General features: G+C 67.3%; 15 protein-coding genes. 11 read left to right on the top strand and 4 right to left on the bottom strand.

Annotated features, from left to right (window positions below):
* Positions 1-185: 185 nt before the first annotated feature.
* The 3 genes from IL252_RS14490 to IL252_RS14480 all read left to right on the top strand — a co-directional run bounded on the left by IL252_RS14490 (position 186) and on the right by IL252_RS14480 (position 5,138).
* Entirely contained in the window at positions 186-470 is a 285-nt protein-coding gene (locus IL252_RS14490; protein WP_244257223.1) for a hypothetical protein, read from the top strand.
* Between the two features lie 82 nt (positions 471-552).
* Positions 553-3,453: a PQQ-binding-like beta-propeller repeat protein gene (locus IL252_RS14485; protein ID WP_208628582.1), complete on the top strand. Its 2,901-nt coding sequence runs from the start codon at positions 553-555 to the stop codon at positions 3,451-3,453.
* Positions 3,454-3,509: 56 nt separating this feature from the next.
* The gene (locus IL252_RS14480) at positions 3,510-5,138 is read left to right on the top strand and encodes a serine/threonine-protein kinase (RefSeq protein ID WP_208628581.1); all 1,629 of its coding nucleotides are present in this window, start codon (positions 3,510-3,512) and stop codon (positions 5,136-5,138) included.
* Here IL252_RS14480 and IL252_RS14475 read toward each other — a convergent pair.
* Positions 5,132-5,968, bottom strand: a complete 837-nt coding sequence (locus IL252_RS14475) for a TCP-1/cpn60 chaperonin family protein (RefSeq protein ID WP_153554979.1) — start codon at positions 5,966-5,968, stop codon at positions 5,132-5,134. The genes IL252_RS14480 and IL252_RS14475 overlap by 7 nt on opposite strands.
* A gap of 121 nt (positions 5,969-6,089) precedes the next feature.
* On the opposite strand from IL252_RS14475, the gene IL252_RS14470 reads away from it, so the two are divergent.
* Positions 6,090-6,527 (top strand): DUF1810 domain-containing protein, encoded by a 438-nt coding sequence (locus IL252_RS14470; protein WP_170095403.1) that lies wholly within the window; start codon positions 6,090-6,092, stop codon positions 6,525-6,527.
* 120 nt (positions 6,528-6,647) lie between these two features.
* On the opposite strand, the gene IL252_RS14465 is transcribed toward IL252_RS14470, so the two are convergent.
* A complete protein-coding gene (locus IL252_RS14465; protein WP_208628580.1) occupies positions 6,648-7,046 on the bottom strand; it encodes an SHOCT domain-containing protein in 399 nt (132 codons plus the stop codon).
* Between the two features lie 319 nt (positions 7,047-7,365).
* Here IL252_RS14465 and IL252_RS14460 point away from each other — a divergent pair, with 319 nt between their 5' ends.
* The 6 genes from IL252_RS14460 to IL252_RS14440 all read left to right on the top strand — a co-directional run bounded on the left by IL252_RS14460 (position 7,366) and on the right by IL252_RS14440 (position 11,477).
* Positions 7,366-8,406, top strand: a complete 1,041-nt coding sequence (locus IL252_RS14460; protein ID WP_208628579.1) for a restriction endonuclease — start codon at positions 7,366-7,368, stop codon at positions 8,404-8,406.
* Positions 8,407-8,562: 156 nt separating this feature from the next.
* Positions 8,563-8,991 (top strand): hypothetical protein, encoded by a 429-nt coding sequence (locus tag IL252_RS14455; RefSeq protein ID WP_208628578.1) that lies wholly within the window; start codon positions 8,563-8,565, stop codon positions 8,989-8,991.
* Entirely contained in the window at positions 8,978-9,865 is an 888-nt protein-coding gene (locus tag IL252_RS14450; protein ID WP_208628577.1) for a serine/threonine-protein kinase, read from the top strand. Before IL252_RS14455 ends, IL252_RS14450 begins: the two co-directional genes overlap by 14 nt.
* A gap of 53 nt (positions 9,866-9,918) precedes the next feature.
* On the top strand, positions 9,919-10,050 hold the full coding sequence (locus tag IL252_RS17765) for a hypothetical protein (RefSeq protein ID WP_279634292.1): 132 nt from the start codon (positions 9,919-9,921) through the stop codon (positions 10,048-10,050).
* Between the two features lie 132 nt (positions 10,051-10,182).
* Positions 10,183-11,022 (top strand): ParA family protein, encoded by an 840-nt coding sequence (locus IL252_RS14445; protein ID WP_208628576.1) that lies wholly within the window; start codon positions 10,183-10,185, stop codon positions 11,020-11,022.
* Positions 11,019-11,477 (top strand): hypothetical protein, encoded by a 459-nt coding sequence (locus tag IL252_RS14440; protein WP_208628575.1) that lies wholly within the window; start codon positions 11,019-11,021, stop codon positions 11,475-11,477. Before IL252_RS14445 ends, IL252_RS14440 begins: the two co-directional genes overlap by 4 nt.
* Before the next feature lie 66 nt (positions 11,478-11,543).
* On the opposite strand, the gene IL252_RS14435 is transcribed toward IL252_RS14440, so the two are convergent.
* Both IL252_RS14435 and IL252_RS14430 read right to left on the bottom strand, forming a co-directional pair.
* A complete protein-coding gene (locus tag IL252_RS14435) occupies positions 11,544-12,848 on the bottom strand; it encodes a hypothetical protein (protein WP_208628574.1) in 1,305 nt (434 codons plus the stop codon).
* Complete coding sequence (locus IL252_RS14430) at positions 12,848-13,528, bottom strand: hypothetical protein (RefSeq protein ID WP_208628573.1); 681 nt, start codon at positions 13,526-13,528, stop codon at positions 12,848-12,850. The genes IL252_RS14435 and IL252_RS14430 overlap by 1 nt, the downstream gene beginning before the upstream one ends.
* Positions 13,529-13,759: 231 nt before the next feature.
* On the opposite strand from IL252_RS14430, the gene IL252_RS14425 reads away from it, so the two are divergent.
* Positions 13,760-15,004, top strand: coding sequence for a phage integrase SAM-like domain-containing protein (locus IL252_RS14425; RefSeq protein WP_208628572.1), 1,245 nt, complete (start codon positions 13,760-13,762; stop codon positions 15,002-15,004).
* Positions 15,005-15,023: the final 19 nt, after the last annotated feature.

The following is a 15,023-nucleotide window of genomic DNA, read 5'->3' as shown; positions in this document are numbered from 1 at the left end:
CAAAAGTAATAGCTTGTCCCGAGTGTTCGGGATCGCTCCGGCGTTTCGACGCGCGTTTTCCGACGGTGGTCCGTCGCGGTTCTGATCTCATTTGTCTCCACTTCAGAGACTCAATATTGCATCTTTCAAAGCTAAATCTTTATGTATCTGGTGTGCATCGGACGATGTACTGGGAGCGATCCAATATGGCACTACCACTGTGGACGCTGGCGCTGGCACTGCTCGTCAATCTCGTCCTCGGTGCGGTCCTCGTACTGGGCGTGTTCACGCTGATGGAGCAGCGCATCCTGCTCGGGGCCATCGCGGGGCTGGTCATCGGCGGCATCGTCGTCTACGCAGAGGCGACTATCGGCGCACAGCTGTTCTCGCTGACGTTCGAAGAGAAGCGACTGATCGTCGTCCTGGCGGGCATCGGAGCGGCGCTGGGAATCTCGGGGACGATGCTGACGATCGAACCGGAGATCAACTGACGCCGTCGGCCGTCACTCTCTCACGAAAACGTTCAACACCCGTTCCGACGTACTCTCTGAGAGATGAGGGTTCGGTGAGAGAATGCGTGTCGATGCACTGCAGCGGGTGTCTCGTCTCCGATCTAAAGCCGACTCCGAGCGCCACACTGTCACTGCAGACGAGATCGAGGAACTCACTGAACTGCTGGAGTATCGCCAACCGACAGCTCCTGCATCGCCCGCTGAATCGGCCGAGGCCCCTCTGGACGGCGGGGACGTTCGCGCTGGGGCGGCTCTGGCACTTGCGACCGTCGCTCGGGACCGACCAGACGCCGTCGTTCCTGCCGTGGATGGTCTCAGACAGTGCCTCACTGACACCCATCCGGGTTTACGTGGGAACGCCGCCCTCGCACTCGCTTCGGTCGCGGAGGGACACCCCGAGGAGGTCCGACCGGCGGTTCCCGACCTCCGGACGCTCCTTTATGAGGCGCGCAACGCGACACGCGCCACTGTGACGCCAGCAGAGTATCCCGAATCGATCCAGCCGCTGGTCGCGGAGCTCCGGTCGCTGCGAAACGACGAGCGTGACACGGCGCGTGCCGCCGGTGCCATCGCACTCAAAAACGTCGCGAGCGTCTATCCCGGATCGGTCGTCCCCGTCGTCGACTCGCTTCTGACACTCCTCGACGAGGAGAAAGCCGCGACACGTACTGCGGCCGCCGAGGCGTTGCAAAACGTCGCCAGCGAACGACCGACTGCGATCGAACCGGCCGTCGACGATCTGCAGGACACACTCGACGACGACGACCAGCGCGTACGCGAAGCCGCCGAACGGGCGCTTGCGGTGCTCGACGGTGACTCCGTCGAGAGCGCAGCCGCCGAAGAGACCGCTCAGGCTGCGTCGAATCGCCAGCAACACCAACGAACCACGACCATGGACTCTGCTCACGAACCAGATCTCGACGAGGGAGGAGAGACGCCGTCGGTGTCGCTCGACCCGTCCGCACTGCGCCACGACGACGTCATCGGCCGCACCGCGACGACGGTCGTGCATCGGGTCCGTCGCCCCGGCGAGGACGGGCCAGACGACATCGCCGTGAAACACCCCGCTCGACACGGGACGCTGACCGAGGAGACGATCGACGGGTTCGATCACGAGGCCCGCCAGTGGGCCGGCCTCGACGACCACCCGAACGTCGTCTCGGTGATCGACTGGGGGTACGACCCACTCCCCTGGCTCCGCGGCGATGCGCCGGTGCCCTGGATCGCCACGGAGGTCGTCGACGGACCGGACCTTCGCGCCGTCGCCGAGGACGCGACCGTCGAGCAGTCACTCTGGACCGCACAGCGACTCGTCGACGCGGTCTGGCACGCCCACCACCGCGGCGTCGTTCACCTCGATCTGAAGCCGTCGAACGTCCTGTTTACCTCCGGCGAGCCCGACCGGTGGCCGATTCCGAAAGTCGCCGACTGGGAGCTCTCCCGGTCGCTGCTGGGCCAGGGGGCCGCCGTCGGCATCTCGACGCCCGGCTACTGCGCCCCCGAACAGGACGGCCAGGGCACGACGGACCAGCGGACCGACCAGTTCCAGCTCGGGATCGTCCTCTACGAGCTGTTCACCGGGACGCATCCGTTCGTCGACGACCTCGCGGCCACCCCGCAGCGGGAGCGCATCGAGCGCGTCCTCGACGCCGATCACAGGCCGCCCAGCGAGCGCCGTCCAGAGTTGCCGGCCGCTCTCGACGACGTGTTCGAGCGCGCACTGGCGCGGGACCCGGCCGATCGGTACGAAGCGACGATCGACCTCCGTCGCGCCCTGGAGCGGATCGCTGGGGAGTGGGAGTCGACGCCGGACGACCCGGAGAGCGCGACCGAGCCCGCGACGGCAGACCGCGACTCCACTCCGACGACCGATCACTCCGCGCCGGAAACGACGAGTACGGACCGCTCGCGGTCGACGGCCGACGACCGCGACTGGCCGACCCTTCACGGGAGCGCGTCGCGGTCCGGTCCGCGACAGAGTGCGGTCGGTCCCTCGCCACCCGTCACCGAACGCTGGACGTTCCAGGCGGGCGATTCGATCAAGGGCGGACCGACCGTCGTCGACGACACGCTGTACGTCGGGAGCGACGATATGGCCGTCTACGCACTGGCGACGGAGTCCGGCGAGACGCGGTGGAGCTACGAGACGGACAATCCGGTCCAGTCGCCGCCGACGGTCGTCGACGGGACGGTGTACGTCGGCAGCCACGACAAGCACGTGTACGCGCTCGACGCCGCGACCGGAGAGACTCGCTGGGCGGTCGAAACGGGCGGGATGGTCGACGCCGCGCCCGCAGTGGTAGAGGGCACCGTGTACGTCGGCAGCTACGACAAGCACGTGTACGCGCTGGACGCCGCGACGGGAGACGAGCGGTGGGTCGTCGAGACCGACGGCAAGATCGGCGCGGTCCCCACCGTCGTCGACGGGACGGTGTACGCCTCCAGTGGGACCGGCATCCTCGCCGCGCTGGATGCCGACTCCGGCGAGCACCTCTGGCGCTACCCCACCGGCGGACCGGCGATGTCGACACCGGCGGTCTCGGATGGCGTCCTCTATACGGGCACCAACGACGGGTGCGTCGTGGCCCTCGACGCCGACACGGGCACCGAGCGCTGGACGTTCGACGCCGGTGGTAACGGCCGGTCGGCACCGGCGATCTGTGGGGACACCGTGTACGCGGGCAGTATCGACGGCTACGTCATCGCGATCGACGCGGACAGTGGCACCGAACGCTGGCGCTACGACACGACGGGACAGATCAACAGTGCGCCGGTCGTCGCCGCCGACACCCTCTTCGTCGGGAGCTGGGACGAGTGTCTGTACGCGCTGGACGCCGCGACGGGGGACGAGCGGTGGCACTACCGGGCCGGCAGTCTCATCGACGGGTCGCCAGCAGTGGCAGACGGGACAGTGTACGTCGCCACGCACGACGGCGTCGTGTCCGCGCTCGGCGAGGAGTAGACCACGGTCGCTGTCGTCGCCAAGCTTGATGTCGCTCTCTGCCCAACACCTGGCCAATGACTGATCCTCGGATTCCCGACCGCTCGGCGGTCGCGAGTCCGCCGCGTCGGGACCTCGATTACCGGACGATCGACGCCGCGAAGTCCCCGCTCGACGCCGGTGGACAGGCACTCGTCTACGAGGCGGCCGTCCCGGACGACGAGCCGCCCGATCGGATCGCTCTCAAGGAGCCCGCAGACCCCGGAACGCTGACCGGTGACGTGGTCGAGACGTTCCTGGAAGAGGCCCGCACCTGGGAGCTGGTCGACCGTCGCGAGCGCGAGAAGCGCCGGTGGGCCGACTCCGAGCACGTCGTCGGCGTGATCGACACCGGCGAGCGCCTGCCCTGGATCGCGATGGAGTTCATGGACGGCGGCGACCTCGCTCAGCGCCTCGACGGCACCGACGGGCTGGCACTGGACGAAGCCCTGTGGATCGGCGAGTGTGTCTGTCGCGGGATCGAACTCGCCCACAACTACGGGGTCGCCCACCTCGACGTCAAACCGTCGAACGTGCTGTTTCGAACCACGGCGGGCGACGCCTGGGACGTGCCGAAGCTCGCCGACTGGGGGCTCGCCCGCTCGCTCTCGGAACACACCCGCACGATGGAGGGGCTCTCGGTCACCTACGCCGCGCCCGAGCAGTTCGAACCCGACGAGTTCGGCGACCCGGACATGCTGACCGACGTGTACCAGGTCGGAGCGCTGGTCTACGCGCTGCTCACCGGTCGCCCGCCCTACGCCGGCAACCGGATGAGCGTCATGCACGACGTCGTGTACGGTGACCAGCCAGCACCGCCGAGCGCGCACCGCGACGACGTGTCTCCGGCACTCGACGCCATCGTCTCGACCGCCCTCGAAACGAGCAAGCGCGACCGCTACGACGCCATCCAGATCTTCAGGCAGGCACTCCGGGCGGCCCGGACGGATCGCGCGCTCCCTCCCATCGTCGCCGACCGCCTCTCGGCAGACGACCGCTCGCCCCGCGTCGACGCCGCCGAGAGTACATCTACGGACGCCGAGTCGACCGAAGCTACCTCCAGCGATGACGACGCGACGGACACGGACACCGACGATCCCGACGAGGACCTGACCTTCAGGGAGCGCGTCGAGCAGATCAGAGAGGAGCGGTCCGAGGACGGCGAACCATCGCCAGACGACGACTCGGACACCGCCGAAGCGGACGAGAGCGAGGAGGAGGAGAATCTGACCTTCAGGGAGCGCGTCGAGCAGATCAGAGAGGAGCGGTCCGAGGACGGCAAATCACCCTCGGACGACGACACGACGAACACCGCCGAAGCGGACGAGAGCGAGGAGGAGGAGAATCTGAGCTTCAGGGAACGCGTCGAGCAGATCAGAGAGGAACGGTCCGAGGACGGCGAGTCACCCTCGGACGATGGTTCGGACGACAGCCCCGAGACGGACGGCGATACGTCCGAGGACGACGCTGGAGGGAGTGGCGACCTGCGGACCGACGGCTGGTTCGACCCGGCTGCGTTCCCCGAGGGCAGCGAGCGAGACCTCGCGGCGGCAATCGACGGAATCGACTCCAGTACCGCCGAGCTGTCACTCGCCGACGCGATCGACAGGTGCGACGATCGGTCTCTCGCGGCGGTGCTCGCCGCGATGGACGCTCCCGATCACTGATCTCGCTCGGCGAGGACCGCCTCGATCCGTAGCATTCGGGCCTCGCTTCGCTCGACGCTGACGATCAGGGACGTGCCGACCAGTGCGTCGACCACGTAGCGGAGGACGTAGTTCTTCGTCTGGGTCTCCTCGGTCTCTCGCATCGCTTCGATCGTCCCCCGATCGGAGAAGCCGCGTACGAACGGCTCGCTGGCGGTCTCGTATCGAGATCGCAGATCGACGGCTCCGTCGATCGGGTCGACTCCTTTCTCGCTGGCGTGGAACCGGACGAGGTCGAACAGCGCGTCGGAGGCGGCCTCGACGACGAGTTGCTGGCGGCCCGCGACGCTGTGAGCGAAGTCGGCCACCCGCTGGCTGAGCACCATCGCCGTGGCACCGTTGCCCGGCACCCGGCCGTCGTCGTCGACCTGCTCTGCGATGTCTGCGAGCTGATCGACGATCTCGCCTTCCACCACGTCGAGCCCGTCGGTGATCTCCTGGCGCGTCACGCCATCGGCCCAGAGCTCGGCGCAGTTGTGCAGGAGTCGCTGGGCCAGGACTCTCGTCTCGCGCGTGTCGAGGAACGCCGCCACCAGGTCGGGGTACTCGTCGGCGAGCGCCTCCGGCCGCTGGTCCGCGATCGCAAGTATCGTCCGCTGCACGTCGTCTCTGACCATCATCTCGTCGCGGCTGTAGCCCGCGGCTTCCAGGAGCTTTCGCAGCCGTGGCAGGTACGTAGCGACGACCGCCGGGTCGGACTGGGCCCGCGTCTTGAACTGGTCGGCTTCGGCCTGTAACTCAGATATCGACTTGTCGAAACGGCGCTCCATCTCCGAGTCGAGTCCTGCCATGTGCCCACGACGGCACGCCAGCGCCAAAACTGTTGAGTCTGCGCGCCCCCGCCGTGTTACCGACGGGTCTCGACGGTGACGCCGGGACAACTAAGCGCCAGTGCGTCGAACGGGACACTCGATGCCCAGTGCAGCGGACCCTCACGACCTACAGCGCTTCGTCGAGGCACAGGAGTCGGTCATCGGGACGGTCAAGCGGGAACTCCGGTCGGGCCAGAAACGCAGCCACTGGATGTGGTTCGTGTTCCCTCAGGTCGCCGGGCTCGGCCGGAGTGAGATGGCCCAGCGGTTCGCCATCGCCTCGCGAGCGGAAGCCGACGCCTACCTGCGCCATCCCACTCTCGGAGCCCGATTACGCGAGTGTACCGCGATCGTCAACGACCTCGAAGGGCGCTCCGCGAACGACATCTTCGGCTCGCCGGACGATCTGAAGTTCCGGTCGTCCATGACGCTGTTCGAGACGGTCGCCGACGATCCGACGCCGTTCGCCACGGCACTGGAACGGTACTACGACGGTGACCGTGATCAGAAGACACTCGATCTGCTGGACGACAGCTGAACGCTGCCTGTGGTGGGCTCTCCATCGCTCCTCTCGAACCACTCTTTCCCTCGAAGGAACAGCATTCGAGGGTCGGGCCGAACGCCGAGCGGACATCGGTCCGTCCGTCGCCGGTCGCCCTCACCCTGACTCCGCGTCGTGTTCGAGTGTCTCTCGTCGCTGTTCGTACTCCTCGTCGGTCAGGTCGCCGCGTGCGTAGGCGGCTCGGAGCTCTTCGAGCGCTCGATCCGACCCACTCTCACTGCCCGCCGCTGCTCTGTAGACGAGGTAGCCACCGCCCGCGAGGGCAGCCAGGAGCAGAAACTGTACCACGATGGCGATGCCGTACATCCACCCCGACATCGTTCCGTCGCCCATCATCCCGCCGCTCCAGGTTCCACTCCCCATCATCCCACCGCCCATCATCGACCCGAATCCGACCGTCCGCAGGCCCGCGACGATCATCGGGAAGACGACGACCGCTCCGACGACGAGGAGCAGGATCGCGACCTGTCGTGTGTTGTCTGTGTTGTGTGACATATCGTTCCTCCAGGGACCGTCTGTCTCGTGCTGGTTCCGTTGCACCGGGCACACTGCCGTCGTGCGATCGGGTGTGGGTCTGTCCGCGACAGTTCTTACTACGTCCTCACGGTTCAATGCGATTGCGGCTTGGAAACCACTGTGTGGTGGCGAAGAAACCTGTGAAAGAAAGGTGAAAACCCACTCTGACAGCGGATACGAAAGCGATACCGTACTCTCCTCGCAACGACGACGCTCACCGCGAGTGTACAGACGCACGGGGGCGACGTGACGGCGCTATGGAGACGTTTTATGCGCACACGGTGGCATACCTCCGGCAATGTTCGATTCGGTTGCGAGGGCTGTCGAGACCCTGACGGCTGAGTACGCTGCCCACTCCGATGTCGAGCCCGCCTTCGACCTCACGGAGTTTTTCGAACCCGCGCTCGACGATACCGAGCCACGCGAGACCGTCGGAGAGCGCCGCAAACGACGCTTTCGCTCGACGATCGAACGCGGACAGACGTTGTCCGAGCAGGAGTCTCTCTCACTGCCCATCGAGGCGATCACCGAACGACTCGTCGACGTGGCCAACGACCAGTCGATCGAAGCGCGTCGGCGCGCCGCGGTTCTCGACTACTGTGACGCTCTCTTCGCGTTCGCCGCGCTGGCGTTCGAACTCCAGGAGCGCTATCCCAGTGCGCCGGTCGCGACGGCCGTCGATCGACTCCGAGACGCCGGGGACGCCGCCGTCGCGGACGATCTGAGCGGCGGTCTCTCGTCGCTCCGGTCGGCCGGCCACGAGCTGTATCGCACCGCCGTCGTGGTCCGCCGTGCCGACCAGCTGTTCGCCGCGCTGTCGGCCGTCGGCGAACCACAGCTCGGACGCGCCGAGGCCACTCTCGGGGGGACACTGGACGAGGCGATCGCCGAGCGCGACACGGACCGCATCGACACCGTCGCCGAACGGCTGAACGCCGCCACCGACGGCGAGTGGACCAGCGACGATCTGCTGTCCTGTTCACACCGCGAGTTCGAGGTGCTGATCGCGGATCTCTGGCGAGAGGGCGGGTTCGACGCCCGGACCACGAAGTACGTCCAGGACTACAACGTCGACGTCATCGCCCAGGCCGACGGCACGCGCGAACTGATCCAGGCCAAACAGTACGAGCCGGGCAACAAAGTGGGGGTGCGCACGGTCCAGCGGACCGCCGGACTGCTCGTCGAGTTCGACGCCGACTCCGTCGCCGTCGTCACCAGTTCGAGCTTCACCGACAACGCCAGAGAGAGCGTCGAACGGATGAGCGAACAGGTCCGCCTCGTCGACGGTGAGCGACTCTGTGAGCTGCTGACGCGCTCACAGCTCGTCCCGTCGCTGTAGGGCAGCCACTCTCCCAGCCGCCAGCCTCGCCCGGTGCAGTCGACGACGTGTCCCAGCGGCGTCGGAGCCCGTCGCCCGAGGGATCTCCACTCCGGCCGTCTTGAGTGGCGGTAGGCACCTTTATTACCGTCATCCAGCAAGCAACTCGTAACTGAGATGGGCCGACTCAGCACGTCGACGAAAGTCGTCTTCCCTGCAGTCTTCGTCGTCAGCCTCGGTATCGGATTCGTCGTATCGATGGTGGTCGACGTCCTCGGCCTCTCGTTCACTCCCCTGCAAACCAGTCTCGCTGGCGCGATCACCAGTGTCGTTCTCGTCGGTGCGACGTTGGTCGCGATCTACGGAATCCCACCGTGGCACTCCGAGCCTTCGACTCCTGATGTCGATGTCGGCGAGTTCGAGACACCGGCAGCAAACACAGCGCCCGACGACGACGACGCCGAGACGGATCGATCTCTCACCTGCCCCAACTGCGGGACGGAGTTCGACCCGTCGGCCGCGTCGGTCGGCGACCGCTGTGGGGCGTGTGGCGACGGTTACCTGACGAGAGCCGGCGACAGGGTGGTGCTCGATGACGGCGAGTGAGTCCGTCCCGGAGCAGATTCCGGACGTGCCGCCGATCTCGGTCGATCTCTCGGCGGAACTCGACGTGCTGTCGTTCAAGCTCGCAGATAGGATCGCGACGGGGGCCAGCGGCGAGGTGTATCGACACTCGCTCTCGGACGGCACTGCGATCGCCGTCAAGGTGCCCGACACCTCGGGGACGATCGACACGGCGGACCGCATCGAGCGCATCCTCCAAGAGGCCGAGAACTGGGCCGAGTTCGAGGGCCACGACCACGTCGTCAGCCTGGTCGATCACGGGAAGAGCAAGGGAAAGCCCTGGATCGCGATGGAGTACATGGACGGTGGCCACCTCGGCGAGTTCGTCGAGCGCGACGGGGTCCAGTCGCTCTGTCACGGGCTCTGGATCGCCCGGTGTATCGCCAGCGGCATCGAGGAAGCCCACTACCGCGGGGTCGCTCACTGCGACATCAAGCCACAGAACGTCCTGTTTCGGACCGTCGAGGACGGCTGGAACGTCCCGAAGATCGGCGACTGGGGGACCGCCAGCGCGCTCCTGGGGCCGAGTGATACGATCGGCGAGTACACGCCCCGGTACGCGGCCCCGGAACAGCACGCCCGACGGGTACAGAGCCGCCAGCAAAAGCGCGTCGACGTGTTCCAGTTCGGCATCCTCCTCTTCGTACTCTTTACCGGCCGCCATCCGTACGGGAACACGTCCGAGCGTGCCCTCGACGAGGAGCCGCCCCGACCCGCGGAGATCCGTCCCGGCGTTCCGAGAGCGCTCGAAGATGTCATTCTCCGCTGTCTGGAGCGCGCTCCGGCCGACCGATACGAGGACATCAGGCCCGTCTTGCACCGTCTCGACCAGTTCTGGGACGCGCTGTGTGACTAGACGGCCGCCTGTGTGCAGTTTTATGGTCGCCGACGCGCATCGTTGGGTCGTCTATGGGTGATCGAGAGCCGACGCTCGACACCGGGCGTTCGATTCCGGGGTCGCCGGCCGGCTGGGTCGGCCGGCGAACTCTCTCCGGTGGCTCGCTCTACTGGTTCGCACACCTGGCTCTGCTGGCTGAGTAGGATAGTTATTTGGGTTAGCTATTTTGAATATCTAGATAACTCAGCTAATCAGCTTAGCTGAGTAACTCAGCTAGCTTAGCTGGCCGAGTCGTCTGACTGAGTTTTATAGCTGCGGCGCTCGACTGGGTAGCTATGCTGGCTTACACAGTGTACTCGGAGGCCGGCGGGGTCGGGAAGACGACCCTCGCCGCGAACCTCGCGAAGGCCGAGGTTCGGGCCGATCGGCGCGTCCTCGTCGTCGACCTCGACACGCAGGAGGCGTCGCTGTCACACCTGCTCGACGTCGCCGACGACCGGAACAACGATCAGGCAGACAGTCTCTTGCGGCACATGATCGACCGTCCGCGAGGGGAGTTCTCCGATCTCGTCCGGACGAGCGAGGGCATCGACGTCGTGCCGGCCCACAACATCCTCGAATACGCCTCGAAACACCTGCGCCGACGAGAGGAGGAGGCCGCGGACTTCGGAGAGTCGTGGAACCCGAACAAGCAACTCCTCCGCGTCCTGCGGGAGGCCGGCGTCCACGAGACCTACGACACGCTGATCGTCGACCCGCCCGCCAGCGCGGACATCAAACTCCACAACGCGATCCACGCGACGCGCCACGTCGTCATCCCCTTCGAGCCCAGCGGCAAGGGGTACGAATCCGTGCAGGGACTCGATCAGCTGGTCGGCGGACTCGAAGACCAGCTCGACATCGAGGTCGGCGTCCTCTCGGTCGTCCCGAACCGCTACAAGGGGATGAACGACCAGGATCGGTTCCTCGACGAACTGGCGGCCGACGGCTGGGAGCTGCCGATCAAGTTCCGCGAGCGGTCGTCGCTGCTGGAAGGGTGCTGGGCTGAGCAATGTACCGCATTCCGCTATATCGATGTCCACCGGGAGCGCGAACGCGACCACGAACTGGACACCCTCGAAAAGTACGACGAGCTGGCGGCACACATCCGCGAGATGCGGGCGGTGGAAGCATGAAGCAGGGTTCGACCGACGATCCGTTCGCCGACGACCCCGACGGCGAGAGTGCGGAGACGGCCGACGAACCGACCGACGGCGAGGAACGCGACGCTGCCGACCCGTCGCTGAGCGATCTCGAGAGCAACGAGCGGACGGACCCGTCACTCGACTCCGAGCCGTCGAGCCAGCAAAGCGGCCAGCGGCCCGCCGATCGCCAGTCCGACGACCAGCAACGCCACTCGCTGCCCTACATCCACGCTCGGGACGGCGTCAAGGACGGTCGGACCCAGCGCCCGGTCTTTCTCAGAGACGACGTCGAGGCGGGCATCGACGAACTCGTCGCCACGGTAGAAGCCGAGTTCGGCGAGGACGTGTACAAGACCGACGTGACCGAGGCCGCGATGGTCGTCGCACAGGAACACCCGGAGCTCGTCGTCGCCGAGCTCGAAGGCTGGGGCTACGGCTGGGACTGACAGCTGTCACTTTGCCGGACGGCGCGTCTCTCCGACGGCCGACAGTGAACGTCGGCGCTCTCGGGCTCAGTTCAGGGCGTCGATCGTCTGGTCACACGCCGGTGGGACGGCCCGCGTGACGGCCGTCGCGAGCAGGTATCCCTCGACGATATCGTCCAGACGGTCTGGCCTCACGTCGCGATCGAACCGAGCGAGCCGCCAGTCCGCGTTGGTCACCGCCCAGGACACGTCGCTGACGACAGTCCGGGCGAGCGCGGCGTCGCTACTCGCTTCGAGGGCGGCATCGAGCGCGTCGTAGGCCGTCGTCCGCAGTGCTCGCAGTTCGTCGGCGCTCTCGACGCCGGTGATCTCGCCGGCATCGATCCGCTCCTGGATCTGCTCTAGCGCTCGGGACCGTGCCACCCGTCCGGTCGCGTCGACGACGGCACTGGCCGGTCCGCTGGCGTCCTCGACGGTGGCGGGGCCGCGTTCGATCGATCGCCGGAGGTCCGCGACCAGGTTCTCGGCGACGCCCCACTCCTCCGGCGTCGGTTCCGGTGGGAGCTGGGACTGACGCGATCGAACGTCGGCCAGTAGCGTCTCTGCGCCGCTGGTGAGCGCGTCCTCGACGGTCCCGGCGTCGGCTGGCAGCGACTCGGTGAACTGACTGTCGATGTGGCGGGCGTCGTCGAGACTGACCTGTGCCGACTCGACGGTTTCGCCCCACTCGGCGACGGTCAGCAGCACCCCGTCGCCGTGGGTCCGTGGGCCGTCCATCTGGGCGAGTCGATCGAACGCGTCCTTGATGCGAGCGTGTACCAGCGCCGCTCGGACGGGGTCGGTCCCGCGGTACGTGTGCTCGTCCCAGAACGCGTGGGCGTTCGAGACGATCTCACCGTGCTCGCCGCGGAGACCATCGACTGACAGTCCATCGTCGGCCATCGCCCAGCCGGCGGCCGCGTATCTGGCTCGTTCGCGCGCCTCGCCCAGCGCCGTCAGCGCTTCCAGCTCCGTCCGGGCGGTGCGTGCGTCGTCGAGCGCGTCCGTCGCGTCGCTGGCGCTGTCGGTCAGACGCTCGCGGACGTACCCGTTGGGAATGTCGTCGGGTCCCATCGGCGTCGGGAGTTCGCCGAGCAACGCGTCGACGCGCTCGCGGGCCGCCGTGAGGTGCGAGGGCGCGATGTCGACTGGCACCGATCGGGCGACGATCGGCGACGGGATCGACTCCCGGTCGAGGTCGGGGAGGTCGAACACGCTGATCTGCTCGTCTGTGTCGTCGCTCAGCCCGCCGATCGATTGACAGCCGGCGACGGCACCCGTCGCGGCCACGGCCAGCAGCCCGCGACGAGTCAGGCGCTGTCGGTCCGCCACGTTCCGAGCGTCGTCGCCCATCACTGGTCACCTCCCGTCGACGCGGCGCTCGCTCCGTCGCCGCTCCCGGCCTCGGCCCGATTCCGTCTCGCACAGCCGGCCGTGCCGATCGACGAGCCGTAGCCACGTACCTCGTCGGCAGAGAGGCTGGCCGGAATGCGGACGAGACGGGCTTCGAAGACGTGGTCGTCGACGCCACAGCGCGTATCGTAGGGGAGCTGGGTGCGCGCGTAGTCCGTCGACACTTCGTCGGGCTGCCACTCGATCCGACACAGCGTCAGCTCGAAGCAGGCCCGGACCTCGACGCTCTCCAGATACAGCGTCTGGCTGTCGAGGTCCGTCTCCGACAGGAACGAGTCGAGCCCGTCGGCGTCGACGCCGTCGGCGACCCTGAGCCGTTCCGCTCGGGCCGGCGTGTCTACGACGGTCCGCGAGTGTCGACGCCGCTCGCGGTGCGACCTGCGCTCTCGCTCGGTCTCGCCGTCTGGATCGGCGAGCCAGAGCGGTGCCCGTTCGGTCGCCCCACGAACGTGGATCAGCTCGGGGTCGGTCGCGGACCCGGCCCCCGGCGCGTCCGTGTCGATTCCGCCCTCGGCTGCCCTTGTCGGCGTCGACTCGCTGGTGGCGCTGCCGTACCCGCTACAGCCGGCCAGCGCGGCGGCGACCCCCGCGAACGCGGCGAGGGACTCTCGTCTGTTCATGCGGGTGCTTGCAGTAACCGACACAAGAGAGCGGCGGTGGCTCCAATCTCGCTTTGAGCGACGCTCACCACTGGTCTGCCAGCACGTCACGGACCCGAGCGGCCGTTTCCGGTAATCACGACCAGATTGAAGTGGCCCCGCGTCGTCGGGGCGCACGAACGATGCGACCGCCACACGCCGACGCCGCTTCGACGCTGCCGAAGTCCTGCCGGAGTCGTGAGGTGACCAGCGGTGTCTGATCGGTCGCGCTCGACGCCGCTGACCGAGACTTTCGAGCGCTATCTCACGGACAAGGGGAAGGGTCGCGGCGGCGAGGGGGGCAACTACCGACGCAACGCGGCGCGCGAGCTCGATCGATTCGCCGCGTGGGCCGCTGGCGACGCCGGTTCCGACGACTGGCCTGGAATCGCTGACGACGCCGACCGGGGACCCACCTTCGCCGACCTCGACGAACGCGTCTTTCGCGCCTACGCCCGCCACCTCGCCGGTGATCGCGGGCTCAAGCAAAACACCGTCCACACCTATTACCGCTACGTCTCGGCGTGGTGTGGCTGGTGTGTCAACGAGGGGTACCTCGGAGCCCACTACGCCCAGCGGGCGAGCGCGATGGCCCCGCTGCCCGAGGACGACGGCCGCAAGCCCGGCGACCAGCAGGCCTGGACCGCCCAGCAGCGCCACGCGCTCACCCGACACGTCGACGAGCGTGCCCGCACGGCCATCGAGACCTACACCACGCTGCCGGCGGACACCGACCCCCTCGACAAGCAGCGAGCCCGCTACGCTGCGCTGAAGGCGGCCCGCGACCGCGCCCTCGTGTTCGTCCTCGCGTACACGGCCGTCCGCGTCGGAGAAGTTCTCCGGGATCCCAACGATCCGCGTCGGCGCGGCGTCCGCTGGGGGGAACTCTCGCTCGACGAGGGCAGCATGGACGTGTATCGGAAGAAACAGCAGTGGGACGCCGCCAGCCTCCCCGACCCGGTGATATCGCCGCTGCGGAGCTACCGCCGGCTGCTGGCTCCGCCGACCGAGCGGTGGCCCGTCTTCCCGACGTTCGACCAGCGGACGCTCGGGGGCCTCGTCGAGGACGAGCTGGCCGACCGAGGGGAACGTCCGGACGAGATCAGCGAGCGACGAGACGCGTTCGCTCGGGACCTGTTGCTGGCCCTCGACGCGGACGTTCGACCGCCGTCGATCACGACCGACGGCGCTCGCTCGATCCTCCAGCGGCTCTCGGACGACGCGGCGATCGACGTCGACCACCCGAAACACGACTATCTCGCGCCCCACGGCGGGCGGCGCGGCATGGGCGAGGTACTCGTCAGGGCCTTCGGCTACACGGTCGCCGCCCGCTATCTGGACAACTCCGAGGAGATGATCCGCGAGCGCTACTCACACATCGAGGCCGGCGAACTCGGCGACGTTGCGACGGAGGCCCTCGACGAGATGGAGGGGACCGTCACCGGCGGGACCGAGTGACGACGCGTCTACTTTCACT

The sequence above is a fragment of the Halomicrobium sp. IBSBa genome, assembly GCF_017612575.1.
Lineage (GTDB): Archaea > Halobacteriota > Halobacteria > Halobacteriales > Haloarculaceae > Halomicrobium.
The sequence above is the reverse complement of the archived record's forward strand: the minus strand, read 5'-3'. Positions and strand labels throughout refer to the sequence as shown.

Excerpts from the sequence above, each read along its gene's own strand:
- IL252_RS14490 (WP_244257223.1), top strand. The coding sequence starts at position 186 with ATGGCACTACCACTGTGGACGCTGGCGCTGGCACTGCTCGTCAATCTC.
- IL252_RS14485 (WP_208628582.1), top strand. The coding sequence starts at position 553 with ATGCGTGTCGATGCACTGCAGCGGGTGTCTCGTCTCCGATCTAAAGCC.
- IL252_RS14480 (WP_208628581.1), top strand. The coding sequence starts at position 3,510 with ATGACTGATCCTCGGATTCCCGACCGCTCGGCGGTCGCGAGTCCGCCG.
- IL252_RS14475 (WP_153554979.1), bottom strand. The coding sequence starts at position 5,968 with ATGGCAGGACTCGACTCGGAGATGGAGCGCCGTTTCGACAAGTCGATA.
- IL252_RS14470 (WP_170095403.1), top strand. The coding sequence starts at position 6,090 with ATGCCCAGTGCAGCGGACCCTCACGACCTACAGCGCTTCGTCGAGGCA.
- IL252_RS14465 (WP_208628580.1), bottom strand. The coding sequence starts at position 7,046 with ATGTCACACAACACAGACAACACACGACAGGTCGCGATCCTGCTCCTC.
- IL252_RS14460 (WP_208628579.1), top strand. The coding sequence starts at position 7,366 with ATGTTCGATTCGGTTGCGAGGGCTGTCGAGACCCTGACGGCTGAGTAC.
- IL252_RS14455 (WP_208628578.1), top strand. The coding sequence starts at position 8,563 with ATGGGCCGACTCAGCACGTCGACGAAAGTCGTCTTCCCTGCAGTCTTC.
- IL252_RS14450 (WP_208628577.1), top strand. The coding sequence starts at position 8,978 with ATGACGGCGAGTGAGTCCGTCCCGGAGCAGATTCCGGACGTGCCGCCG.
- IL252_RS17765 (WP_279634292.1), top strand. The coding sequence starts at position 9,919 with ATGGGTGATCGAGAGCCGACGCTCGACACCGGGCGTTCGATTCCGGGG.
- IL252_RS14445 (WP_208628576.1), top strand. The coding sequence starts at position 10,183 with ATGCTGGCTTACACAGTGTACTCGGAGGCCGGCGGGGTCGGGAAGACG.
- IL252_RS14440 (WP_208628575.1), top strand. The coding sequence starts at position 11,019 with ATGAAGCAGGGTTCGACCGACGATCCGTTCGCCGACGACCCCGACGGC.
- IL252_RS14435 (WP_208628574.1), bottom strand. The coding sequence starts at position 12,848 with ATGGGCGACGACGCTCGGAACGTGGCGGACCGACAGCGCCTGACTCGT.
- IL252_RS14430 (WP_208628573.1), bottom strand. The coding sequence starts at position 13,528 with ATGAACAGACGAGAGTCCCTCGCCGCGTTCGCGGGGGTCGCCGCCGCG.